This window comes from Anaerococcus degeneri, assembly GCF_017874475.1.
In the GTDB taxonomy this organism is placed as follows: domain Bacteria; phylum Bacillota; class Clostridia; order Tissierellales; family Peptoniphilaceae; genus Anaerococcus; species Anaerococcus degeneri.
Window position 1 is genome coordinate 423,183 of the sequence record NZ_JAGGLO010000001.1, and the last position, 24,295, is coordinate 447,477.

The 24,295-nt window shown below is 31.0% G+C and carries 29 protein-coding genes; all 29 read left to right on the forward strand.

The window, feature by feature from the left end; all coding sequences use genetic code 11:
• Positions 1 to 24 precede the first annotated feature (24 nt).
• The 29 genes from J2Z38_RS02020 (at position 25) to queA (ending at position 24,294) form a co-directional block, all read left to right on the forward strand.
• Entirely contained in the window at positions 25 to 867 is an 843-nt protein-coding gene (locus J2Z38_RS02020) for an RluA family pseudouridine synthase (RefSeq protein WP_209771820.1), read from the forward strand.
• A gap of 270 nt (positions 868 to 1,137) precedes the next feature.
• Complete coding sequence (locus tag J2Z38_RS02025; RefSeq protein ID WP_209771822.1) at positions 1,138 to 1,746, forward strand: YtxH domain-containing protein; 609 nt, start codon at positions 1,138 to 1,140, stop codon at positions 1,744 to 1,746.
• Positions 1,747 to 1,760: 14 nt separating this feature from the next.
• Entirely contained in the window at positions 1,761 to 2,204 is a 444-nt protein-coding gene (locus J2Z38_RS02030) for a hypothetical protein (RefSeq protein WP_209771824.1), read from the forward strand.
• A gap of 44 nt (positions 2,205 to 2,248) precedes the next feature.
• Positions 2,249 to 3,253 (forward strand): LacI family DNA-binding transcriptional regulator, encoded by a 1,005-nt coding sequence (locus tag J2Z38_RS02035; RefSeq protein WP_209771826.1) that lies wholly within the window; start codon positions 2,249 to 2,251, stop codon positions 3,251 to 3,253.
• A gap of 67 nt (positions 3,254 to 3,320) precedes the next feature.
• Positions 3,321 to 3,581, forward strand: a complete 261-nt coding sequence (locus tag J2Z38_RS02040; protein WP_209771828.1) for an HPr family phosphocarrier protein — start codon at positions 3,321 to 3,323, stop codon at positions 3,579 to 3,581.
• A gap of 70 nt (positions 3,582 to 3,651) precedes the next feature.
• A complete protein-coding gene (gene ptsP, locus J2Z38_RS02045) occupies positions 3,652 to 5,358 on the forward strand; it encodes a phosphoenolpyruvate--protein phosphotransferase (RefSeq protein WP_209771830.1) in 1,707 nt (568 codons plus the stop codon).
• Between the two features lie 10 nt (positions 5,359 to 5,368).
• Complete coding sequence (locus J2Z38_RS02050; RefSeq protein ID WP_209771832.1) at positions 5,369 to 6,262, forward strand: protein kinase family protein; 894 nt, start codon at positions 5,369 to 5,371, stop codon at positions 6,260 to 6,262.
• A 167-nt stretch (positions 6,263 to 6,429) separates the two neighbouring features.
• On the forward strand, positions 6,430 to 7,269 hold the full coding sequence (locus J2Z38_RS02055) for a YitT family protein (protein ID WP_209771834.1): 840 nt from the start codon (positions 6,430 to 6,432) through the stop codon (positions 7,267 to 7,269).
• A gap of 82 nt (positions 7,270 to 7,351) precedes the next feature.
• Complete coding sequence (locus tag J2Z38_RS02060; protein ID WP_225304673.1) at positions 7,352 to 8,080, forward strand: S1 RNA-binding domain-containing protein; 729 nt, start codon at positions 7,352 to 7,354, stop codon at positions 8,078 to 8,080.
• 2 nt (positions 8,081 to 8,082) lie between these two features.
• Positions 8,083 to 8,829 carry a peptidylprolyl isomerase gene (locus tag J2Z38_RS02065; protein ID WP_209771836.1) on the forward strand — a complete coding sequence of 249 codons (747 nt, stop codon included), beginning with the start codon at positions 8,083 to 8,085 and terminating at the stop codon, positions 8,827 to 8,829.
• Between the two features lie 9 nt (positions 8,830 to 8,838).
• Complete coding sequence (locus tag J2Z38_RS02070; RefSeq protein WP_209771838.1) at positions 8,839 to 10,224, forward strand: zinc-binding metallopeptidase family protein; 1,386 nt, start codon at positions 8,839 to 8,841, stop codon at positions 10,222 to 10,224.
• On the forward strand, positions 10,224 to 10,568 hold the full coding sequence (locus J2Z38_RS02075) for a DUF1292 domain-containing protein (RefSeq protein ID WP_209771840.1): 345 nt from the start codon (positions 10,224 to 10,226) through the stop codon (positions 10,566 to 10,568). The genes J2Z38_RS02070 and J2Z38_RS02075 overlap by 1 nt, the downstream gene beginning before the upstream one ends.
• A 2-nt stretch (positions 10,569 to 10,570) precedes the next feature.
• Positions 10,571 to 11,521, forward strand: a complete 951-nt coding sequence (locus J2Z38_RS02080) for a TIGR01212 family radical SAM protein (RefSeq protein ID WP_209771842.1) — start codon at positions 10,571 to 10,573, stop codon at positions 11,519 to 11,521.
• Complete coding sequence (locus J2Z38_RS02085) at positions 11,518 to 11,946, forward strand: P-loop NTPase family protein (protein ID WP_209771844.1); 429 nt, start codon at positions 11,518 to 11,520, stop codon at positions 11,944 to 11,946. The genes J2Z38_RS02080 and J2Z38_RS02085 overlap by 4 nt, the downstream gene beginning before the upstream one ends.
• A gap of 32 nt (positions 11,947 to 11,978) precedes the next feature.
• Positions 11,979 to 12,524, forward strand: a complete 546-nt coding sequence (locus tag J2Z38_RS02090) for a DUF6648 family protein (protein WP_209771846.1) — start codon at positions 11,979 to 11,981, stop codon at positions 12,522 to 12,524.
• Between the two features lies 1 nt (position 12,525).
• Positions 12,526 to 13,479, forward strand: coding sequence for an RluA family pseudouridine synthase (locus J2Z38_RS02095; protein ID WP_209771848.1), 954 nt, complete (start codon positions 12,526 to 12,528; stop codon positions 13,477 to 13,479).
• 10 nt (positions 13,480 to 13,489) lie between these two features.
• Positions 13,490 to 14,389, forward strand: coding sequence for an ROK family protein (locus J2Z38_RS02100; RefSeq protein WP_209771850.1), 900 nt, complete (start codon positions 13,490 to 13,492; stop codon positions 14,387 to 14,389).
• Positions 14,382 to 15,077 carry a response regulator transcription factor gene (locus J2Z38_RS02105; protein WP_209771851.1) on the forward strand — a complete coding sequence of 232 codons (696 nt, stop codon included), beginning with the start codon at positions 14,382 to 14,384 and terminating at the stop codon, positions 15,075 to 15,077. Before J2Z38_RS02100 ends, J2Z38_RS02105 begins: the two co-directional genes overlap by 8 nt.
• The gene (locus tag J2Z38_RS02110; protein WP_209771853.1) at positions 15,068 to 16,534 is read left to right on the forward strand and encodes a HAMP domain-containing sensor histidine kinase; all 1,467 of its coding nucleotides are present in this window, start codon (positions 15,068 to 15,070) and stop codon (positions 16,532 to 16,534) included. Before J2Z38_RS02105 ends, J2Z38_RS02110 begins: the two co-directional genes overlap by 10 nt.
• The gene (locus J2Z38_RS02115) at positions 16,518 to 18,002 is read left to right on the forward strand and encodes a hypothetical protein (protein ID WP_209771855.1); all 1,485 of its coding nucleotides are present in this window, start codon (positions 16,518 to 16,520) and stop codon (positions 18,000 to 18,002) included. The genes J2Z38_RS02110 and J2Z38_RS02115 overlap by 17 nt, the downstream gene beginning before the upstream one ends.
• Before the next feature lie 48 nt (positions 18,003 to 18,050).
• The gene (rdgB, locus tag J2Z38_RS02120; protein WP_209771857.1) at positions 18,051 to 18,647 is read left to right on the forward strand and encodes an RdgB/HAM1 family non-canonical purine NTP pyrophosphatase; all 597 of its coding nucleotides are present in this window, start codon (positions 18,051 to 18,053) and stop codon (positions 18,645 to 18,647) included.
• Positions 18,628 to 19,098, forward strand: coding sequence for a YfcE family phosphodiesterase (locus J2Z38_RS02125; protein ID WP_209771859.1), 471 nt, complete (start codon positions 18,628 to 18,630; stop codon positions 19,096 to 19,098). The genes rdgB and J2Z38_RS02125 overlap by 20 nt, the downstream gene beginning before the upstream one ends.
• 9 nt (positions 19,099 to 19,107) lie before the next feature.
• On the forward strand, positions 19,108 to 19,506 hold the full coding sequence (locus J2Z38_RS02130; protein WP_209771861.1) for a hypothetical protein: 399 nt from the start codon (positions 19,108 to 19,110) through the stop codon (positions 19,504 to 19,506).
• A complete protein-coding gene (locus J2Z38_RS02135; protein WP_209771863.1) occupies positions 19,506 to 20,243 on the forward strand; it encodes an HAD family hydrolase in 738 nt (245 codons plus the stop codon). Before J2Z38_RS02130 ends, J2Z38_RS02135 begins: the two co-directional genes overlap by 1 nt.
• A 185-nt stretch (positions 20,244 to 20,428) precedes the next feature.
• Positions 20,429 to 21,142 (forward strand): hypothetical protein, encoded by a 714-nt coding sequence (locus J2Z38_RS02140; protein ID WP_209771865.1) that lies wholly within the window; start codon positions 20,429 to 20,431, stop codon positions 21,140 to 21,142.
• 28 nt (positions 21,143 to 21,170) lie between these two features.
• On the forward strand, positions 21,171 to 21,665 hold the full coding sequence (gene ruvC, locus J2Z38_RS02145; protein WP_209771867.1) for a crossover junction endodeoxyribonuclease RuvC: 495 nt from the start codon (positions 21,171 to 21,173) through the stop codon (positions 21,663 to 21,665).
• Positions 21,665 to 22,255: a Holliday junction branch migration protein RuvA gene (gene ruvA / locus J2Z38_RS02150; protein ID WP_209771869.1), complete on the forward strand. Its 591-nt coding sequence runs from the start codon at positions 21,665 to 21,667 to the stop codon at positions 22,253 to 22,255. Before ruvC ends, ruvA begins: the two co-directional genes overlap by 1 nt.
• An 8-nt stretch (positions 22,256 to 22,263) precedes the next feature.
• Positions 22,264 to 23,271, forward strand: coding sequence for a Holliday junction branch migration DNA helicase RuvB (gene ruvB / locus J2Z38_RS02155; RefSeq protein ID WP_209771871.1), 1,008 nt, complete (start codon positions 22,264 to 22,266; stop codon positions 23,269 to 23,271).
• Positions 23,272 to 24,294 (forward strand): tRNA preQ1(34) S-adenosylmethionine ribosyltransferase-isomerase QueA, encoded by a 1,023-nt coding sequence (gene queA, locus J2Z38_RS02160; protein ID WP_209771873.1) that lies wholly within the window; start codon positions 23,272 to 23,274, stop codon positions 24,292 to 24,294.
• Position 24,295 lies beyond the last annotated feature (1 nt).

Genomic DNA, 24,295 nt, shown 5'->3' on the forward strand with positions numbered 1-24,295 from the left:
TTATATTATATCATAGGAGTAAGTATGAAATATATAAAATTTAAAAATTCTACGAAAATATTTTTAAAAAAATTCTTAAAAGAAAAATCAATTTCTATGAGATCTTATCAAGAACTCATTAAGGTAGGAATATTTGTCAATGATGAACCAACATTCAAAAATATTGCTCTTAAAGAAGGAGATACTATAAAAATATTTATAGAAGATGAAAACTTAGACTATAAACCTATTAAAGGAGATCTTAAAATTGTCTATGAGGACGATAACCTACTTGTAGTTAATAAACCAAGTGGACTTACTGTAAATTCTAAGAATCAAACAAGTCTGGCAAATTATTTAGCGTATTATTTCAAAGAAAATAATATAAAATCGAAAGTAAGGTTGATATCTAGACTAGATATGAATACATCAGGTCTTATGATGGTTGCAAAGAATAAGTATGCTCAGGCATATTACCAAAAACAGTTGGAAGAAAATAAGATTATAAAAAAGTATCTGGCATATATCAAAGGTGAATTAAATATAGACGAGCTCTATAAAATTAAGCTTGCTTATGATGAGCTAAGTAAGTCTTATAGGAAAAATACTGCTGGAAAGGAAGCTATTACATATTTTAAGTCCTTAGAGATAGGGGAAGAATATTCTATAATTGAATGTGATATAAAGACAGGAAAAACCCACCAAATCAGAGCTAGTCTTTCAAATTTGAAATATCCAATAATAGGTGATATTCTGTATGGATCAGAATTCCAATTTGAAAGGTTTCTCCTACACTCATATTTTTTGGAATTTAAAGAATTTCTTAGCCAGGAAAGTATTATCCTTGAGGATTTCCCTGATTTTAAGCCTTTTTTAATGAAGCTGTGAAAAGATTTATCTTGCAAAATATATAGAAATATATTATAATTAAATTATCCTAAGGTAAGGTCCAATTTAAACCTACAAACTTTATACGGGATTGCGGAGTTCTGACTTTGATGACAAGCCTCCTTAGAGTGGAAGTCTGAGATTTTAGACAGCTTGCCCACCTTCACAGACGGGAAGGTCTTAAGTTAAGGACCCCTTAGGATAATATTAAGTTTTAAAATATTATTTTTGGGTAATAATTAATAAGAATAAAATAAAGGAGAATATTATATGTCATTACAAGATTATATTGAAAGCAAAGCAAAAGCAAAGCAAAGAGAAATTAAATACGAAATTTGGAAAGCTAAAAACCATGATTCAAGAATGAGAGGTCAAGGTCTTTTAGTAGGTGCACTTGTAGGTGCAGCCGCTGGTATTTTATTTGCCCCAAAATCTGGCAAACAAACTAGAGAAGATTTAAAAGAAGCTTTTAATGATACAGTTGATACTGTTAGAGATACAACTTATGACGTGATTGACCAAGCAAAGGATGGATATGAAGATTTAAAATATAGAGCTTATACAGATCTTCAACCGATTAAAGATGGTATTGAGTACGGAGCAGAAGTTGCAAAAGATACAGGAAGACAAATAAAAGAAGCCTCTAAAGAAGTAAAAGAATCTCTTGCTGACGGAGCAAAGGATGTAAAAGAAATAGTTAAAGAAAGCGCTGGAGAAATTTCTAAAGTTGCTGATGAGAAGAAAGAAGAAATCTCAAAAGAAGTAAAAGAAAGCAAAGAAGAAGTTGAAGAAGGCGTAAAAGAAATAAAAGAAGAAGCTAAAGAAACAAAAGAAAAGGTAAAAGAGAACGATTTAAAAGTAAAACATAAAGATAATTAGTCAAGGAGATATAAATGAGTATAACTATAGATTTTAATCTTCTAGGCAATATAATTATAAGCATCTTGGCTATACTAGCATTAATATTTTTGGTACTAGTTTTAGTCAAGGTGAATAAATTGTTGGGAAGTGTTCAAGAAGTTCTGAATAAGAATTCAAGCAACATTGATAACGTGATTACAAAACTACCACATCTTACAAACGAGGCAACCAGTCTTGTAGAAAATGTTAATAGCGTGGTAACAGATCCTAATTTGAAGATGGCCATAGCAAAAGTAAATGACACAATGACAAGTGTTAATTCTATAGCTGATGATGTGAAAGATACAGTCAACTATGTTGGAATAACAGCTGTAGATAGTGTAGATACTTTTGGAGCTGGAGTTGCATCAATTACTGACTATTCATCTTTAATTATAGATGTAATAGATATAGTAAAAAACGTAATTGCAGGTTAAACTAAGACCATCTTGATGATGGTCTTTTCTATAATGGAGGAAATATGGGACAACCAACTATCAAAGACGTAGCTAAGCTTGCAGGCGTATCTATATCTACGGTTTCTAGGGTTATGAATAATTCAAAACCTGTTAGTCCAGAAGCAAGAAGAAAAGTAGTAGATGCAATTAATAAGCTTGACTTTAAGCCAAATGAATTGGCTAGATCTTTAGTTATGAGAAAATCAAACCTTGTAGGTGTAATAGTTAAGGATATTGGCATCGAATACATGGCTCAACTGATAAGAGGTATTGAAGAAATAGGTAGGGTATATAAATATGATATCTTGCTTACTAGTTCTTATGGTGATGATAAACAAGTTGAAAATTCAATAGACTTCTTAGCAACCAAACAAGTTGAAGGACTTGTAATAATCACTGAAGATATTTCTACAGAAATACTTGTGAAACTAAGAGAAACAAGAATACCTTTTGTAATTTTAGATAAGTACCACAATTATAAAAATATAAAAACAGTTAAAGTTGATTATGAAAGTGAAGAATATAAACTAATATCTAGCCTAACAGAAGCAGGTCATAAAAATATATTATTGCTTGCAGGCAAAGATCAAAACGTAATCAATGAATCTATGATTAAGGGCTATGAAAAAGCCGTAGGAAAAGATAATTCATATATCTTAAGAATAGATGGAATGTCAAGTGATGACGGATATTCAAATGCTGATGAAGCTGTAAAACTTGTTAAAGAAAAAAATATTAGCGCAGTTGCCTGTGTGAATGATGAGATAGCTATTGGTTTTATTAACTATTGCGTTGACCACGGTATAAAAGTCCCAGATGACCTATCTGTTGTAGGATTTGGAGATAACAAAATAGCTAGCATATATAGGCCAAAATTAACTACAGTGTCTATTCCATATTATGATATAGGGGCTATTTCAATAAGGGCCTTAATCAAGAGAATTAAAAAGGAATCTGATATTTTAGAAGATGACTGGATTATTGACGCTCAAATAAATAAAAGAGAATCAACCAAAGTTATTAGTTAAAGTATTGTTAATTTTTTTAAAAATAGTAGAATATAATTATAAATAAAAATCAATTTAGGAGGATTTTATGGCAGAAAGAACAGTAGTTGTTACAAATGAAACAGGTTTACATGCTAGACCAGCAGCATCATTAGTACAATTCGTAAAAAACTATCCAGGTGAAGTTACAATTATAAAAGATGAAAAAGAAGCAAACGCAAAGAGCATCTTCAATGTTATGAGCCTTGGAATTGCTAAAGGAACAGAAATCAAACTAATCGTAGAAGGCGACGATGAAGAAAAATTCGCTGACGAATTAGTAGAATTTGTTGAGAATTTAGCTGAATAAAATCAAGTCTATAAAGGATACTTTCAAAGTATCCTTTTTTTAAAATATAAATATAAGGAGAATAAGTTATATGACTGAAAGATACGAAGGAATTAAGGCTAGCACTGGTTATGCTATTGGTAGTATCTATTTATTTACTAGAGAAAAAATAGATGTTAATCAAGCAAAGATAACCGAGGATCAAGCTGATGGTGAATATCAAAAGGTAAAATGTGCCATTAATGCTTATTTTGAAGATTTAAATAACCTTGATAACCCAACAGAAGCCCAACAAAATATTGCAAATGCCCATAAAGAATTACTCCAAGACCCATATTTTTCTGACACAATTGAAGGAAAAATCAAAAACGAAAATAAAAATAGTGAACTTGCTCTAGATGAAACAGTCAGAGAGATGGTTGAAATTATGAGTGCTCTTGATGATGAATACCTAAAAGAACGTGCAAGTGACTATCAAGATATTGGCTTCCAAGTTATGTATAAATTAAAGGGAATTAAACCAAAAGATTTATCTAATCTTGAAAAAGGAAGCATAATTATTTCTAAAGAATTAACCCCATCAGATACTGCAAATATGGATAAAGAAGCTGTTGTCGGTTTTGCTACAGATTTAGGTGGAAAGACCAGCCATACTTCTATAATTGCCCAAACTTTAGATATGCCAGCTCTAGTTGGTATGGCAAACGTATCTACCAAGCTAAAGGGTGGAGAAAAGGCTATTATAGATGGATATGAAGGATTACTTATTATCAATCCAAGCCAAGAAGAAATCGAAAAGTACGAAAAATTAATTGTTGAACAAAGAGAAAAGAAAGAAAGACTTAAGAACGTCAAAGATATGGAAGCTGTTACTACTGATGGCAAAAAAATCGAAGTTTCAGCAAATATTGGTAACATTGAAGATCTTAAACTAGCTATCGAAAATGGATGTGATGGTGTAGGCCTTTTTAGAACAGAATTTTTGTACATGGAGAGCTCAGAATTCCCAAGTGAAGAAGTTCAGTTTGAAGTCTACAAACAAGCAACTGAAATGCTTGGTGAAAAACCTCTTATTATAAGAACGCTTGACATTGGTGGAGATAAGGGACTTGATTATTTCAAATTCCCAGTAGAAGAAAATCCATTCCTAGGCTACAGAGCGATTCGTTTATGCTTAGACAAGGAAGATATATTTAGAACTCAACTAAGGGCTCTAGTAAGAGCTTCTGCCTTTGGTAACCTTAAGATAATGATTCCTTTCGTTGTAAATATTGATGAGTTAAAGAAATCAATTGAATTAATTGAAGAAATTAAAAAAGACCTTGATAAAGAAGGAATTGACTTCAATAAAGACCTAGATGTTGGAATCATGGTTGAAACCTCAGCTTCAATAATAATGGCTGATAAATTTATAAAATACGCTGACTTCTTCTCAATAGGAACTAATGACTTGACCCAATACACTCTTGCTGTGGATAGAGGAAATGAGAATATAGCGCATATGTACTCAAACTACAATCCAGCGGTTCTTAGAGCGATTAAACATGTAATTGATGTTTCTCACCAAGCTGGTAAATGGACAGGTATGTGTGGAGCATTTGCTGCTGATACAGAAGCTACTAAGCTTTTACTTGGTCTAGGATTAGATGAATTTTCAGGGTCTTCTGCAAAGATAGCTGAAATTAAAGATACAATTTTAAAATCAAGCCAAGCTGAAGAAAAAATCTTTGCTGAAAAAGCAATAGACATGGAACTTGCTTCTGAAGTTGAAGAATTAGTTAAAGAACACAATAAATAAGGATTTAAAAATGACTAGTGATATTAGAAATATCCTAGGACATACTAATATTTTTGATAATCTTAATGAAATTGAAAAGATTGAAAGAATTGGGTCAAGTAAGTATAGGGTAGACAGAGAAGAAAAGTCCTACGTGTTTGCCCTATACGAATTAGACCAATTTAATGAAATTGAAAACGAATCATTTGTCAATGAAGTTTTAGAACATGCTGGACTTAATCCACTTAAAATATACGAGAAAGGCTTAATGCCTGATATAGAAAAATCTTTTAAGGTTTATGAATATAGAGATGAAATTGCATTAAAAGATTTTTTAGACAAAGCAAGCGATGAAGATGAAGAAAAAATTGGAAAAGAATTTGGGATCGCTCTCAAAAAGCTTCATGGAATAAAACCTACAGATAATGTAGATTGGCAAAAATCTTTTCTCCTCAAATCTAATCAAATATTTTACAGGCATGGATTAAGTGAGATTGGTGATGATGATTATATCTTGGTAGATTTCATTAATACTAATAGGCATTTGACTGAAAATACAGCAGTGAACCTACTATATAAAGATATTAGCGATAAAAATATTAGGATATTTAATGAAAATTATTTAGACTTAAGAGGTATTAAAAAACTTGAATATGGTGATGGTATAATAGATTTTGTTGAAATAAATAGGATTGCTATAACCCATCCAATTTTTGCAAGAGCAGTCCTTCATTCATATCAGGGTGGGCATAAGCCTGCAAGAAAGTTTTATCGATTATTAAGTCTATATCAAGCTACAACTATCCTTGATAGTATAATAGACCAAAGAAATAAAACGCCAGCATACTTAAGTAAAGAAGAGATAGACTCACTACTTAAGATGTATGACAATTTTAATGAAGTAAGACCTAAATGGGCAGAATAGAAAAGGTGGCATTATAGTGGTATGTACTTACAGAATTAACAATGCGAAAATAAAATTTAAGTTAAATTCTTAGGGGCTTCCAATTATAATAGCCACTTTTTAAGTCGTAATTTATTGAATAAATCTCTATTTTATGATAACATTTTATTATAATATAAGGAGGTTGTATGAAAAAATACCTGTGGATTTTATTTGGATCCTTTCTTATTGCAAGCGGATTGTATTTTTTTCTACTAAGCCAAGATATAGCAGCAGGTGGTATATCAGGTTTTGCACTTGTAGTGTCAAAAGCCTTGCCATTTTTAAATTTAGGCCTGGTTAACCTTTTCTTGAACGTTATAGTCCTTATTGCTGGAATGATATTTATTGGTTTTGAATTTGCAAAAAAATCACTTATATCATCTTTGGCGGTTTCAGCTTATATACTTGTATTTGAGAAGATATTACCAAATGTAACTTTAGGTAACGATAAGATAATAAATATACTTTTTGGCTCGATTTTAGTATCTCTAGGATTAGCTATTGTATTTAACCACGAATCATCTTCAGGTGGAACAGATTTAATTGCTGCAATATTTAATAAATATTTCAATGTACCGCTCCATGTTTGCTTATTTTTTGCTGATTTTACGGTAGTAGCACTTTCAGCCTTCATTATTGGCATCGAACTATCAATGTATGCTACTCTTGCGATTATGATTCAATCAATAGGTTTTGATTATTTCATGCAAGGTTTTGGTAGAAAAATATCAATTATGGTTATCTCAGATAAGTATAAAGAAATTAACGAAATGTTAATCAATAAACATGCTAAAGGAGTAACCCTTCTAGAAGCTGAAGGGGGATTTTCTCATAATGAGAAAAAAGTTGTTATGACTATAACAAGTATTAGGACGTTTCCTGCAATTAAAGATGATATTTTACAAATTGACGATAGAGCCTTTGTATTTACATATACAATCTCAGAAGTTTTGGGTGAGGGCTTTACCTATAACCAATTGGATTAGGAGATTTATTATTAAAAAATTTACTATAAAAAGATTTACAAAAAATAAAGCGTATTTAAAAACCAAACTTGGTGACGCTGTAATGGATAAGGACCAAGTAAAGGACTTTAGGCAAAATGATAAGGTAGATGCTTATCTTTATAGGGATCTAAATGAAGTTTTAAGGGCAAGTAGAAACCTTCCCTATGAACTAGGTAAGATTTATGCTTTAAAGGCCGTAGATGTTACAAAAAAAGGTGTTTACTTTGAAATAAAAGGTGGACATGCCTTCCTACCATTCGAAGAAAGAACCTACAAAATCTTAAAAGATATGGTTTATCCTGTTACTTTTAAGGAAGAAGATGGATACTTATACCTAACTAGCAAAATTAGAGATTTATTAATCACAGACCACAATTTCAAAGAAAATGATATTGTAAAAGGCAGAATTTATTCAATAAATAAATCAATAGGAGCCTTTGTTGTAATTGACAATAAATTTGATTCACTAATCAGGATTAAGGAATTAAAGGGTGTCTACATTGAGGGAGAAGAAATTACTGCTAGAGTAAAAGAAGTTAAAAGTGATGGAAAAATTGAACTTTCCCTTAGACAAAGAGCATATCTTGAAATAAATAATGACAGTGACAAAATCCTAGATTATCTCTATCAAAATGGGGGAGTTTGCGAAGTATCTGACAAATCATCACCAGAGAAAATATATTCATATTTTGCTATGAGTAAATCATCTTTTAAAAGGGCAATCGGCCGATTATATAAAAACAAGGATATAAAAATCTTTAATAACAGAATAGAACTAAATGAAAGGTAAGTATGGATAACAATAATAAACTTTTAGCAGAAGTCAATGGTAAAAAAATATACAGAAACGACGTTATCGCTTTTATGCAAAATATTGAGGGCGGAGCAAGGTTTCAGAACGAAGAAGGCATCAAGGTTTTAACTGATGAAATGGTTAACCAAGAAATAATACTAGAGGATGCTTACAAAAATAAATTAGACAAAGAAGATGAGTTTCAAAATGAGCTTAGTCTTGTAAAAGATAATATGCTTAAAAATTATGCGATGCATAAGATTTTTGAAAGTGTAAATCCTACAGAAGCTGATCTCAAGTCTTATTACGAAGATAACAAAGAAGTAATAAGCCCGCAAAAAACTTATACAGCAAGCCATATCTTAGTAGACGATGAAGATAAAGCGAACCAAGTTTATAATGAAATTCAAAATGGACTTGACTTTAAGGAAGCTGCAAAGAAATACTCTAAAGATCCATCAGCAGCAAGCGGAGGTTCTTTAGGGACTTTCCCAAAAGGTGTTATGGTAAAGGAATTCCAAGATGGACTTGATAGTCTAGAAGTAGGTGAGATTTCAAAACCAGTTAAATCTCAATTCGGTTATCATTTAATTTATCTTGAAGATATTAATAACGAAGAAGCAAAAGCTTTTGATGAAGTAAAAGAACAAGTTTATCAAACATATCTTATGGTAAAAAGGCAAGAGAAATATTTAGAGAAATTAAATAAAATCTCAAAGGATGCAGAAGTCAAAAAATATTATTAGGCAGGCCTTATGGCAAATGAAAGTGGATATTCAAATTTTTACAATTTAATAGGATTATTAAAGATAAAAGAAACTGAAGGAACTTATTCGCCAACAATAGTTGCGACTATTTTAAAAACAGCTCGTGAAAATGAGTGTAGAATAATCCAATTAGAAGAATCTTACTATATACAAAAAGGTGATAGTCCATCAGCTCTCTTGCATTTAAATATCGATAGCCCAACAGACATATCATTTGATTTTTCATCTGCTGATGGAGATAAATCGATAAAATGCAAATCTAATATCAATTTAATTACATCCGCAATAATTATTAACCATCTTTTAAGTAATTCAGTTAGCTCTTTTGATGTTTTATTATCCTATAGTAATATTCAAACAAAATTTCAAGATTATAGGGAAATTGCTGGTGTATTAAGAACTAAGAATATTATAAATCTAAATCTTAGGCAAGCAAATGCTATAGCGGATGAATTTTCAAGCCTACTTTTATCTCTAATAACAGTGCCTGTAAACAGGTTTAAACCAGAATTTGCATATAAAACTTATAGGTTGTCTTTAACTGACCTTATGGGTGGACATGCTGGGGATAATATAAATAAAGTTAGAAAAAATTCTATTAAGATGCTTATAGGATTTTTTAGAAGGCTAAAGTCAAAGGTAGATCTTGAAATGATATCTTTATCAGGTGGAGATAGGTATGATAATATACCATCTGCTGCTATTTTAGACTTTCTTATAAATAAAGACTATGAAAATGACCTATTAAATGCTTTTGAGATTTATAAGAATGAAGAAATCGAGAAAAATCTCCGTTATGAACCGGATATGAAATTCACGTGTGTCGAAACTGAGAATAGAGATATAAATCCGATAACAACTGAATCGTTCAACCACTTAGCTTCTTTTGTTGAGTTATGTCCATCTGGAACATTTACTGTAAGTAGTCTTGACAATCAGGTTATTTCTTCTTCAAATCTTGCTACAACCAGGACAATGAAAAATGCAATTAATATGATTTTGGTTATGAGGTCGTTGACTGAAGAAGGCATGAGGCAGATGCTTGAAAAAAGTAATATTGCTGCAAAAATTGCAAAATCAGAACTAGATGAGAAAATATATATTCCTAGTTTTAAAAATTCTGATAAAGCTTTTACAAATATTTTTGAAGATACTTATAAAAAGCTCTACAATGAGACTTTAGAAGTTATTAAGAGCCAGTATTCCTTGGACTCTAGTATAGTTTTCAAAAATCAGAATGTGAAGATGGTTTCATTAGGGGTAAAATATAAACAAGATGAAGAATATTTTTATACTCAATTAGATGACATCCTAAAGGTTATAAATTTAATTGAAAATGTATTCGAAAAACTAAAAGATAATAAGGAGAAATAATGACAGAAACATTTGATATACACGGTCATGATGTAGTTTTTAACAAGAATGAGGGTAAGGCAGTAATTGCTATCCAATTAGGCGAAACAGAAGAAGAATGTATCTTGATTGACATTTTCAGTGTTGATGATAAAGAATACATCGCCCTACTTTCAGGAGAATCTTCAGAAATATATCTTTTTAGATATACAGATATATATGGCGAAGATAATATAGATCTAACAATGATTGACGATGAAGATGAAATTGATGAAGTTTTCCACATCTTTAGTCATTATTGGACTGATGAAAAAATTGATGATTTAATTGACGAGTACGACGCTGAGGCAAACTCTGAAGAATAATAATGACCCAAGTATACTATAAGGTCAGTGATTATTATAAAGAAACTTATAAGGAAAAAGTCTATAAGTTACCTATTAAACTTCCGCTTACTTGTCCTAACAGGGATGGAGAATGTGGATATGGAGGATGTATATATTGCTCAGAAACTGGTGGGTCTTTCGAAAATTTAGATTCGAGTCTCTCAGTTAGTGACCAATTATCAAAAAATAAAGAATATATTGCAAATAAATATAAGGTAAATAAATTTATTGCTTATTTTCAAAACTTCTCCAATACCTATATGACTTTGGAAGATTTCAAAAAAATTATTGGTGCGTGTAACAAAGATTATGTAGTTGGAATATCAATAGCTACAAGAAGTGACTGCATCACAGAAGATAAGCTAAAATTTTTAAAACAATGGCATGATAAAACTGGTATTGATATTACAATAGAACTAGGACTTCAAACTGCAAATTATAAGACTTTAAGAATCCTGAATAGGGGTGAAAGTCTCGCAGACTTTATTCTAGCCTGTAATCTAATAAATAAATACGACTTTAGGATATCAACCCATGTGATTTTAGCTTTACCTCGGGATGACATTAGTGATACAATAGAGACAGCAAGGATATTGAATGCCTTGAATGTGAAAGAAGTAAAAATTCATTCGCTATTTATTGCAAAAAATACAAAACTTGGCCAAATGTATGAAGAAGGTCAAATAACATTACAAAGTAAGGAAGATTACCAAAAAAACGTAATTGAATTTTTAAGGTACATCGATCCTAACTGTGCGATAGCAAGACTTGTTGGAAGAGCACCTGAAGAAGACACAATTTTCTGTAATTGGGGTAGGTCATGGTGGCTTATCAGGGATGAAATAGTGGATTTTATGATGGAAAATTCTATAGAACAAGGCGATAAAAGTGAAAAAATAATTTATAAAAAAATAAAGGGGGATAAATTATGATTTATTTAGTTGTAGGAGAACAAGGAACTGGTAAAACAAAATATCTTGTTGAGGAAGCAAACCACGAAAAAGAAGTTGGAAACGCAAACATAGTATTTGTAGATACTGATGATAGCCAGGTAAGAATTCTTGATCACAAGATTAGACTAATCAATGCAAAGAGCTACAAAATTAGAAATACCGAAGCTTTAATAGGATTCATTTCTGGAATTCTTGCTCGTGACTATGATATAGGAAAAATTTATATTGATGGAATATATGATGTTGTTGATATAAATGAGGAAAATATCAAAGACCTAATTGAAAGATTAAATGCTCTATCAGAATATTCTAAATCAGATATTTATCTAGGATTAGATTGGAAAAAAGAAGACGTTCCTCAAATAGCCCAATCAGAAATTATTGAACTTAAATTAGAGGATTAATTTAAACCGTCTCTTTGAGACGGTTTTTTATTATGATTGTTGAAAAGAAAAAATTAGATTTATTTGAAAGTTGGAGAATAGAATCTATCGACTTATTATCTGATAAAAAGATAAATAAAGATGAATTTTTAAATAGGAACTATAAGTTTTTAACTAACCTAGGTCTTAAACCTTTTTCCAATATTAGGGAACTTGAAGAAGCAATATATAATTATCAATATTATAATATAATGGCTAAATTTGCAAATGCAAAAGCATTTAAATATCAAAATTCACCTAAAAAGAAAAAAATCCATACAAGACTTATCAATGACAGGGAAAATTTTTACTATCTTAAAGATTTGGCAACAGACTCACTAATTGATATGGTTGAACCAGAAAACATAGAATCTTATTTTATTAGTCTAAAGTCAAAGAGACTTACTGGTGAAATTTTTGAAATATCAATAAAATCATGCAATAAGTTGATACTCCACTCTAAGAATAAAAAAATACTAAATAAGTTAAGGCAAAAAAATGTTTTTTGCGAGGAAATTAGAGAGTCTATTATAGATTCATATGTAAACAGAAGTTATTAGAATGATAGAAATAATAATAAGCAAAAACCAAGCTAATCAAAGGTTTGATAGGTTTTTACGAAAATATTTTGAAAATGCACCACTTTCGGTAATTTTAAAAAATATCAGAAAAAAGAATTTTAAAATCAATAATAAAAGGGCAAAAAATAATGATTTCGTCTACGAAGGAGATGTAGTTAAGATGTATATCTCAGACGAAAATTATAATGAATGGCTAACAAAGACTGATTTTAAGCCAGGTGATTTTAATTTAGATATAGTATATGAAGATGATAATATTATTATAATGGACAAAGACTACGGCGAGTTAACCCATGCTGCAAGTAAAGATGACTATGGCAATAACCTAGTTGATAATATGCTATCTTATCTTTATAAAACTAAATCTTTTGATATGTCTGATAAGACATTTAAACCTGCAGTGGTAAACAGACTTGATAGAAATACTGCTGGTCTTGTTATTGGCGCTAAAAATAGTGAAGCTCTTAGGATTCTAAATAAAACTATAAAAGAAAATAAAATAGATAAATACTATCTTACCTTGGTATCAGGTGAAATTAGGAATGATTTTAAAATCGATAGTACTATTTCAAAAAATAAAAACAAAAACAAGGTTAAAAAGAGCAATGAAGGCAAAAATATACTTACATATTTTAAAGCCTTGGAAACAAATGGAGATTACTCTTTTATAGAGTGTAAGCTAATTACTGGTAGGACCCACCAAATAAGATATTCGCTTAGAGAAAATGGAACACCAGTTTTAGGAGATAGAAAGTATGGCTTTAAGCAAGTAAATGCTAAAATAAGGGATAAGTTCGGAATTAATAATCAAATTCTATTATCCTACAAAATAGTATTTCCTGAAATTAAGGGTTTAGAATATTTAGCTGGCAAGGAATTTCTATCAAAGAAATATGACGACATGGTTAAATTAAAAGAAAAAATAATGAAATAATGAGGGAGAAATGGAAAAAGTAATTGGAATTGATATAGGCGGAACAAAAATAAATGCCTGCTTAGTAGATGAAGAAGGAAATATCATTGAAAGGCACATGATGGATACAGAGGCTAATAAGGGCAGAGATGTAGTTCTTGAAAATATTAAGAAAGCAATCCATAGTCTTTCATATGAAAAAGCTAGTGCTATAGGTATAGGTACTCCTGGTTTTATTGATTCTGATAGAGGTATAGTCACTTTTGCCGGAAATATCAATGGATGGACAGGTCTTAACCTTAAAGAGGCAATAGAGTCATATATGGACATGCCTGTATTTGTTGAAAATGATGCTAATATTGCCTTAGTAGCTGAAAAATGGATAGGTGCATGTAAGGATTGTGAAAATGTTGTTATGATAACACTAGGAACAGGTCTTGGTGGTGCGATTATAACAAAAGATGGTGGTCTACTTTCAGGTGCTCACTTTCAAGGTGCTGAACTTGGCCATGTGATGCTCCATCCAGGCGGAAACTATTGTACTTGTGGTCAATATGGCTGTGCTGAGGCTTATTGTGCAGGTCCAGCTATAAGTGAAGATTATTTCAGACTTACAGGTAAAAGATTAACTGGCAAAGAGATTTTTGCCTTAGTGGATGAAGATGAAAAGGCTAAGGAAGTTTTAGAGAATTATCAATCAAATTTAGCTTACTTTTTAACTTCTCTTAGAAATATTTTCGATCCAGAGGCAATTGTTATTGGTGGTGGAGTAATAAATTCTAAAGATATTTGGTGGGATGGAACTATTGAAAAATTTAAATCCTACTGTAATAAACCATACAATATTGATATTAGACCAGCAGAATTTTTAAATGATGCGGGCGTAATAGGTGCTGCAAAGATCGCCTTTGAGAGGATGGGTAATGAATAATAAAATCTTGATTCTAGATGATGAAGATCCAATAAGACAATTTATGAAAATAAACCTTGACTACCAAGGCTATCAAACTGTAGAAGCTGCTAGTGGAGAAGAAGCTTTAAAGATTTTCGATGAAGAAAAACCAGCAGTTGCTATCCTTGATATTATGCTTCCAGGTATAAGTGGTTATGAAGTTTGTGAGAAAATCAGAGATAAGTCTCCAATGACTGGAATTATTATGGTTTCTGCCAAAAGTCAAGATATAGATAAAATTTTAGGCCTTGAAAAGGGTGCAGATGATTATATTATAAAACCATTTAACCCTCAGGAATTAATTCTAAGAGTTAAATCTTTAATGAGAAGGGTAAATTTGAATCCAGCTGGGGGAAGTGCAGATGAAGCAAAAAGTATTACAGATGGCCCTTTTACCTTAGATATTTATTCTAAAACTTTTTTCAAAAATGAACAGGAAATAGATGTAACTCCAACAGAATTTACAATTCTTGAATATTTTATCAAAAATAAGGGTAAGGCTATGACCAGGGATGAAATAATGAAAGAAACTTGGGGTGATAATTATAGCAATGATACTAAAATTGTTGACGTGAATATTAGAAGAATAAGAGCTAAGATTGAGGAAAATCCTGCGAAACCAGAATTTATTGAAACTGTTTGGGGAACCGGATATAGATGGAAATAGGAAAAAGTTTTAAAAAAACTAAAGAAACAACTAAAAATTTAATAGAGTCAAAAAGCATTAAGTATACTGTTATAAAGATAATAATGCTTTTTGTACTCACTATTGTAATCGGCTTTGAGATTTTTGCTTATAATTCAATTAAAAATTACTATGAATCTTCCCTAATTTCTTCAATGAAAAACCAAGCTAGGATAAGTCAGCTACAATACTCCTCATATATGTCAAGGTATGACCTTCAAGAAGTTATAATCGGAGATAAGAATTTATTTTATAGACAAAATAACAGTCAGGTCCAAATTCTTGACAACTCAGGAGTGGTCTTATTTGACTCAATCGCATCTTCTGAGATAGGCTCTGTACTTAATACTTTAGATGTAATAGAGGCAAAGGAAGGTGGGACAGGAATAAATAAGGATACAAATATTGACTCAAATGAGCAGGTCCTATCAATTTCTTATCCGTTGAAAGCATCTGACCAACAAGTAGGAATCCTAAGGCTTACAAGCTCTATGGATAGGGTAAATAAGCAAATCAATAAGGATGTATTTATATATTTTTTATTCGGAATTATTATAAGCATTTTAGCCTTATTAGTATCCTTTATAGCTGTAAAAAGTTTTGTTAAGCCAATAAAAAAATTAATTGGTGTATCAGAGGTACTCGCCCAAGGTGACTATTCAATAAAGGCTGATGATTCCAGAGGCGATGAGATATCTGAACTCGCTTCAACAATTAACCTTTTGAGCGAAAATATTGTTAAGAGAGAAGATATGAAAAATGAATTCATATCTTCTGTATCACATGAATTAAGAACACCTTTAACATCAATTAAAGGTTGGGCTATAACTCTACAATCGGAAACTATTCAAAAAGATCCAGATATGGTTAGCCAAGGACTTAAGATTATAGAATCAGAAGGCGATAGACTTTCGATGATGGTTGAAGATTTGCTTGATTTTTCTAGGCTATCTTCGAGTACTTTTAAATATGAAAAAGAAAAAATTGACATAGTGGATTTAGTTAAGCAAGTCCACACTCAACTTTCACCAAGGTGTCAATCAGATGGCATTAAATTTACCTTCACAACTTACTATAAGTCTTTATTTATAAATGCAGATACTAATAGGATGAAAGAAGTGTTTATAAATATTATAGATAATGCTATTAAATTTACAGATTTAGGTGGAAATATAGATATAGTTATAGATTTATATGATAATGACATTGAAATAAGTGTTAAAGACGATGGAGAGGGCATAAAAGAAGACGAAATTGCTTTTGTTGCTAGTAAATTTTATAAGGGCTCTTCATCTAAATCACAAACAGGTCTAGGACTTTCGATTTGTGAAGAAATAGTAAAAGCTCATGATGGAAAGCTTATTATAAAGTCAAAATATGGAATGGGAACAGTTGTTAGCGTAGTATTACCGAGGTTAGAAGATGAAAAGACTATTTAAATTATTATTAATTTCTACTTTAGCAATAATTTTTTCATCTTGTATAAATGCTTATAAAGATGATCTTAGCGATTTGATACAAACACCTAAGCAGAATAACCCAATAATTGAGGGAACTTGGGAAGTTGTCGAAGTAAAGGGAAACAATTCTGAAGATGAATCAAATAATATTAAATTAGGCGATAAATTATATGTAAATAAAAATTTAGTAGCCATAAATGATTCTTATGCCTTTCCACCAACTTTTAATTCAAAGTATGTTAAACTATCAGATTATTTAAAGAATAGGGGAATAGATACTAAACCTGACTTCAAAGATAGAAATGTAACTGTAATTAATGCATCTCAGGGACAACTATTTTCCAGAGATTTAATTATTACTGGTGATAAATATTTATTTTTGATTAAAGATGAAAATATTATAAGTCTAAAGAAAATTTCAGAAATAGTCGACTCTAAAATCCAAGATACCTACGCAAAACTTGCGTCTAAGGAGAGAACAACGACTGATGAGGGTGAAGATATAGATGAGGATTTGTCGCTCCTCCTAGGTGTAAGAGAGAGGATTGATCCAGAAAGTGATAATCCCCTTTATAAGTATTACACATATTTAATCAGAATAGAGCCAGACGATACGATTAAGTATCAAAAGGCTGAGGATGTTTTTATTAAAAACCAAGATGAGTATTGGCGAGTATCCTTGGATTTAAATAATTTTACAGATCTTTATGATGAGATTAGAGCATATCCAATTAAGATTAGAGAAAAAGAAAATGATGAATTACTTTTAAAAAATTACACTTTTAAAGATATAAATTTAAATATGAGGCTAAATTTCGTATCAAAAGATTTTATATCAATAGATTATACAAACAAAGATAACTCAAATCCTGTCAGAAAGTATGCTCTGATAGAAACAAATAATATAGCTGAAAATAAATTTATGTCTATAGAAGAGTTCACAGGCGAAGACCAAAGTGATTTAATTTTTAAAGAAAAAGTTAAAGATGAAATCAATAAAAACTTCCCAAAATCAAATATTAATGATTTTAAATTTGACAATACAAATTTTGGTATAGTTAGAAATCAGGGGATATGGGCTTTCCAATCTTCAATCTTCAAGGGAAATAGTGATGAGTTTGTCCAAAATTTCTTTAATATGGATATAGCTATAGGAGATTCGATTTTAAATCCTGGAAATTCTATAATAAATAGGGATCAAGTCTATAATATAAATACACAATTTAAAGACTATTTAGTTTTAGCAAACCAAAGATATGTCCTTATTCAAACACCAGATGAAATATTAATTCATAGGATAAGAGATGGTATAATAGAAAAGACACCTGTCTATGCTATTGCTACTCGAGTTCCAGCTACTATAATTAGTATTGATCAATATCTAGGATCAAATGCAAGTGATGTAGAAAAGGCATTTGAAAAGTATAATTTTATAATAGAAAAATAAGATTGACTAAATTAGCTAACATTTGCTAATATTTTATTAGGAGATATGATGAAACTAGTTTTTGCAAGTAATAATATAAATAAATTAGAACAAGTAAAATTGCTTTTAGATAATGATAAGGTACTCATGCCAAAAGATGTTGGCGTTGAGGGATTTGATGTTATTGAAGATGGGCTTACTCTTAAGGAAAATGCCTTTAAAAAAGCAAATGAACTATATAAATTAACTAAAAAAAGAATTTTCGCTGATGATACAGGTCTTTTTGTTAAGGCTATTGACAATAGGCCGGGCATCTATGCCCATAGGTATGCAGGTGAAAATGCCACAGATAAGGATAATAGAGACAAGCTTTTAGAAGAATTATCTGATAAGAATAACCGCGATGCTTACTTTTTAACGGTAATATGCTTTATAGATGAAGACGGCAATGACTATTATTTTGAGGGAAGACTTGATGGAACAATCTCTGAGACTGAGCTTGGTGATGGCGGATTTGGCTATGACAAAATTTTTTATGTTAAAGAATATAAAAAAAGCTTGGGCCAAATGGATATAAACTTTAAAAATCAAATCAGTCACAGAGGACTTGCTATGAAGGAATTTAAAAAGTTCCTGGAAGAAAATTATGAAAATTTTAATAACTAGCGATACACATGGCTACTATGAGAGAATTTCTGACCTAATAATAGACCAAGGCGACTTTGACCTAATGATCCATGCAGGTGATGGAGTAGAAGATTGCAAAAATATTAAATATGAAACTGGCATTGACTATTATGTCGTTAAAGGAAATAATGATTTTTTTTCTAATGAGCCATATAATAAGATTCTTGAAGTGGCCGGCTATAAGATATTTTTAACCCATGGCCACAAAGAAAATGTTGACTATTCTTTGGCTGGATTAATTGAAAAAGCTGAATCTTTTGCTTGTGACATAGCTATATTTGGACATATTCATAGGTATGTTGAATTAAATAGGTCAGGGATTTTGATTTTAAATCCCGGATCACCATTTTTGCCAAGAGATGGTGTTCCCTCTGCAATGATTATGACCATAGATGATGACCTTAGAATTGAAAAAGTCTTACTGGATTAAGGAGAAAATATGAGTGGACTAATAAATTTAATAAGTGAATATTCTTCAAGACTTGCGATACTACCAATCCTTGTTCTTATGAATGTAATTATTACTATTATTATTCATTTTATTAATAGAAAAAAATTACTAAAATTTTTACCGTCATTTATAATTGGTATAGGAGCCTTAGTAGTAGGAATCTATTCTATAACTATATTCAATAGTCCAATGGGGCTTAACACAGCATGGATTGCAGTCTTTTTAGGTTCGGCTGCACTTGTAGGTATATGTGTATGTTTTATTATAGATTTAATAGGTTCTATAAAGAAAAATATTGGTTTAGCTGTTGATGAAAGCGACAGTGATAAATCAAATTATTTAATTAGTGATAAGGCATTTAAGGCTAAGAAAAAAAGGAAAATATAATGACTAAAGCAGCTTTTTTTGATATAGACGGTACACTTTTTAGAAACTCTTTACTTATCGAGCACTTTCTTAAGCTTGTAGAGGCAGGGATTTTAGATAGGAGCATATGGACAGAAGAAATTGGGCCTCTATTTAGTAAGTATGAAAATAGGCTCGGTGCCTATGAAGATTACTTAAATAAATCAGCCCTAGCATACCAAAAGGCAATGGTTGGGCTTGATAAAGAAATAGTAGATATGTATGCCCAAATAGTCCTTGCTGAAAATAAGGATAAAGTTTATAACGTAACTAGAAATGCAGTTAAAAAACACATAGAAGAAGGTTATTTAATCTTTTTTATATCTGGTTCTCCAGATTTTTTGGTAGATGGTTTTTCTAAACTTTATAAGGCAACAGATTCAATTTCAACAAACTATGTTTTTGATGAAAATAATAAATTTACTGGTAAAGTAATACCTATGTGGGATGGGGAAAGTAAGTTAGGAGCTGTTGGTAGACTTAAGGAAAAATATGATATAGACCTTAGTAAATCCTATGCTTATGGAGATACAAATGGTGATATTACAATGTTTGATCTTGTTGGCAATCCACATGCCATAAACCCATCTTTTGAATTAATCGAGAATTTATACAAGAATGAAGAATTAAGAAAAAAAGCAGTTATTAATATTGAGAGAAAAGATGTGAATTATAATTTCGCTCTAAAAGATTTATCAGTAGAATTTTTAAAATTCTAAAAATATTTTTAATGAATTTTTTTAAATAATAATCATTCTCAAAAGCTAAAACATCTAAGAGATATTCATTAATAAATTATTAATGAATATTTTTACCGCTAATTTAGCTTTTTTTATTTCTTATGGCAAATAAATCTAAATAAAAGACTTCGTTTTTATGTTAAAATAGTAGTCGAGGTAGAATAATGAAGGCAGAATTAAGGAATCCTATTCCAGTAATTGAAAAACTTGAATATAATTATTTAGTAGATGAAGATATATACTCATTAAATACCCTTATGTCTTTGTTATACGACAGAAATTTTATTAATTTCTCTAAGCATTCCTACTATGTTAAGGACTACTGCTTTAAGAATCTAAAGAAATATTTCTGGAACTTAGTAGATATTGATGAAATAATCAATAGTCTTAGCAGAAATATTGGTGGAGACATAGATAGGTATGAATATTTAATATCTATTAAGGCTCAATACAGGGCATTTAGGTCCAAAAAAGCGGTTGATAAGCTTGAATTTATGCTAATTGAATCTTTTGGTGTGGATTTTCTGCTTGACGGAACAAATATTTATTATAATAGAGAAGATAGGGATATAGTAAAAATAGGAAAAGTCATGAAAGATGTAATTTTTTCAAATAGAGAATTGGTTGCTTCTTTGAGACGTGACTTATATAATTTTGCTGATCTATGCCTAAAGAAAAAGATTTATGCTATAGATATGTTGACACATAAACAGTTAACATTTAACAAAGAAAGTATTTTTACAGAAGATATTACTACCAAACAAACTCAAAAAATATACGAAAAAACAGTCAGCTACCTATATAGGTCCATTGTTGATACATATGCTGAGTATTATTACAGGGGTTTGATAAAAGAAGTATTTGAAAGGTATCAATAGGGCTAAATAAGCCCTTTTTATATTGGCTATGATAGTTTTAGGAATAGATCCAGGCATAGCAATCATGGGCTATGGCGTGGTTGAATTTAAATCAAATAAGGTTAAAGTATTAGAAAATGGTGTAGTAACAACGTCATCTAAGACAAGGACACCTGAAAGACTTAAAATTTTATATGATCATTTAGATAAGATAATTAAGGAATATAGACCTGATGAATTTGCTATCGAGGAGTTGTTTTTCAACCAAAATGTCAAAACAGCTATAACAGTAGGTCATGCCAGGGGTGTTCAAGTTTTATGTGCTCAAGATAACGGCCTAGATATATTTGAATACACTCCTCTTCAGATTAAGCAAGCTATAACAGGTTATGGAAGGGCAAGTAAGCAGCAAATGCAATTGACAATTACCACTCTTCTGAACCTAAAGAAGATACCTAAGCCAGATGATGCTGCAGACGCCTTATCTGTTGCTCTTTGTCATGTGCTTAGCCAAAGATTTAAAGAACAGTATAGGATGAATTAATGATTTCATACATAAAAGGTGATGTTAAGGCAATTAGTGAAGAGGGTTTTGTAATAGAAAATAATAACATTGGTTATTTTATAAATTCAACTCTCACAAGCCTTTCAAACATCCAAATAAATAACGAATATAAAATTTATACATCAATGCAGGTAAGAGAAGACGATATTTCTATCTATGGATTTTATTCGAAAGAAGAATTAGAAATGTTCCTACTTTTAATTTCTGTATCAAGTATAGGACCAAAGATTGCCCTAGGCATGTTATCATCAATAAGTGCTGATGAAATTAAATTAGCAATTGTAAATAATGATATAGATAAACTTACAAAAGCTAAGGGAATTGGCAAGAAAACAGCTTCTAGAATTATCCTTGAGCTAGTTGACAAGGTTAAGAAAATGGCCTTGCCAGATGTAGATAAAATTGAAACAGTTAACCATGTGGAAAATGATAATTTAGGTGTTGCAAGAGAAGCACTTAAAAATTTAGGATATATGGAAAATGATATTGCAAGGGTCTTAAGTGAATTAAGGGATGCTGACCTAAGCCTTGAAGCTTTGATTAAAGAAAGTCTAAAAAGACTTATTTAGGTGGATAAATGTTTGATGAAAACACAAGAATAGTAGGATCTAACGAGCAAATCGAAGACCTAAAACAAGAAAACTCTATAAGACCAAGGTGGCTAAAGGACTATATTGGCCAGGATAAGGCAAAAGAAAAGCTTGATATTTTTATAAAGTCTTCTCTTTCAAGAAAAGAACCCCTTGACCACGTTCTTCTCCAAGGCCCTCCTGGACTTGGCAAGACAACACTTTCAACTATAATTGCCAATGAACTTGGAGTTAATTTGCGTGTAACAAGTGGACCTGCCATAGAAAGGCCATCTGACCTTGCATCAATACTTACAAATCTTGCCGAGGGCGATGTTTTATTTATAGATGAAATTCACAGAATCAACAGGTCAGTTGAAGAAATATTGTATTCAGCTATGGAAGACTTTGTTCTTGATATTATTGTAGGAAAAGGACCAAATGCTCAATCAATAAGAATTGACTTAGAAAAATTCACCTTGATAGGAGCTACAACAAGAGCAGGTATGCTATCCGCTCCACTTAGAGATAGGTTTGGAGTTCTTTTATCCTTAAACTTATACGATAGCAAAGACCTCACAACTATTGTAAAGAGATCTGCAAGTATTTTAGACATACCAATTGACGATAAAGGCGCAATAGAAATTGCCAAAAGATCAAGAGGTACACCAAGGATTGCCAATAGGTTGTTAAAAAGAGTTAGGGACTACGCCATAGTTAAGGCAGATGATAAGATTGATTATGAGACAAGCAAGAAGGGACTTGAACTTCTTGAAATTGATCCCATGGGTCTTGATACCATGGATAAGAAAATTATACTTACAATGTATGAGAACTTTGCAGGTGGTCCTGTGGGTGTGGATACAATAGCTGCTTCTACTGGAATAGAAAATGTTACAATAGAAGATGTATATGAGCCATATCTCCTTCAGATTGGCTTTATATCAAGGACACCAAGAGGTAGAATTTTGACTAGAAAAGCCTATGACCACTACGGCTTAAAATATGAGGATTAGATGAGAACAAGCGAATTTGATTATTATTTACCAGAAGAATTAATTGCCCAACATCCTACCAGCAAAAGAGATGAAGCTAGGATGATGGTTTTAGATAAAAATACAGGTGATAGGGAAGATAAGTATTTTTACAATATTATTGACTATCTAAAACCAGGAGATGTCCTTGTAATGAATGATACAAGGGTAATACCTGCTAGGCTTTTTGGTCACAGACCAGATAAAGAAGAAAAGATTGAGGTGTTTTTATTAAATAATACCGAAGGCTCAAAATGGGAAGTCCTTGTCAGACCTGGCAAGAAGATGAAAATTGGAACTGAAGTAATTTTTTCTGATGAACTTTCTTGTAAGGTTATAGATATAAAAGAAGATGGAAATAGGATTGTGGAATTCTATTTTGAAGGAATTTTTAATGAAATTCTTGATAAACTAGGCAATATGCCTCTTCCACCATATATAAAAGAAAAACTAAAAGATAATGAAGATTACCAAACAGTTTATTCTAAAAATCCAGGTTCTGTAGCAGCTCCAACTGCTGGTCTTCATTTTACCAAAGAATTATTAGAAGAGATTGAAGCTAAGGGTGTTAAACTTGCTTATTTAACATTAAATGTAGGCCTAGGCACCTTTAGGCCAGTAAATGAAGATGAAATCACAGACCATAAAATGCATTCAGAATTTTACACCCTAAGTGAAGAAACAGCTGAAATTCTAAATACTGCTAGGAGTGAGGGTAGTAGGATAATTGCAGTAGGAACTACTTCAATTAGAACTCTGGAATCTGTTTATAAGAAAAACGACAAGATTTGTGCTGATTCTGGTTGGACAGATATATTTATCTATCCTGGATTTGAATTTAAAGTGGTTGATGCTATTATTACTAATTTCCACTTACCAAAATCAACACTAATTATGTTAATAGCTGCATTTACAAGTAAGGATATTATCCTAAATGCATACAACGATGCTGTTAGCAAAAAATATAGATTTTTCTCTTTCGGAGACTGCATGTTCATAAAATAGG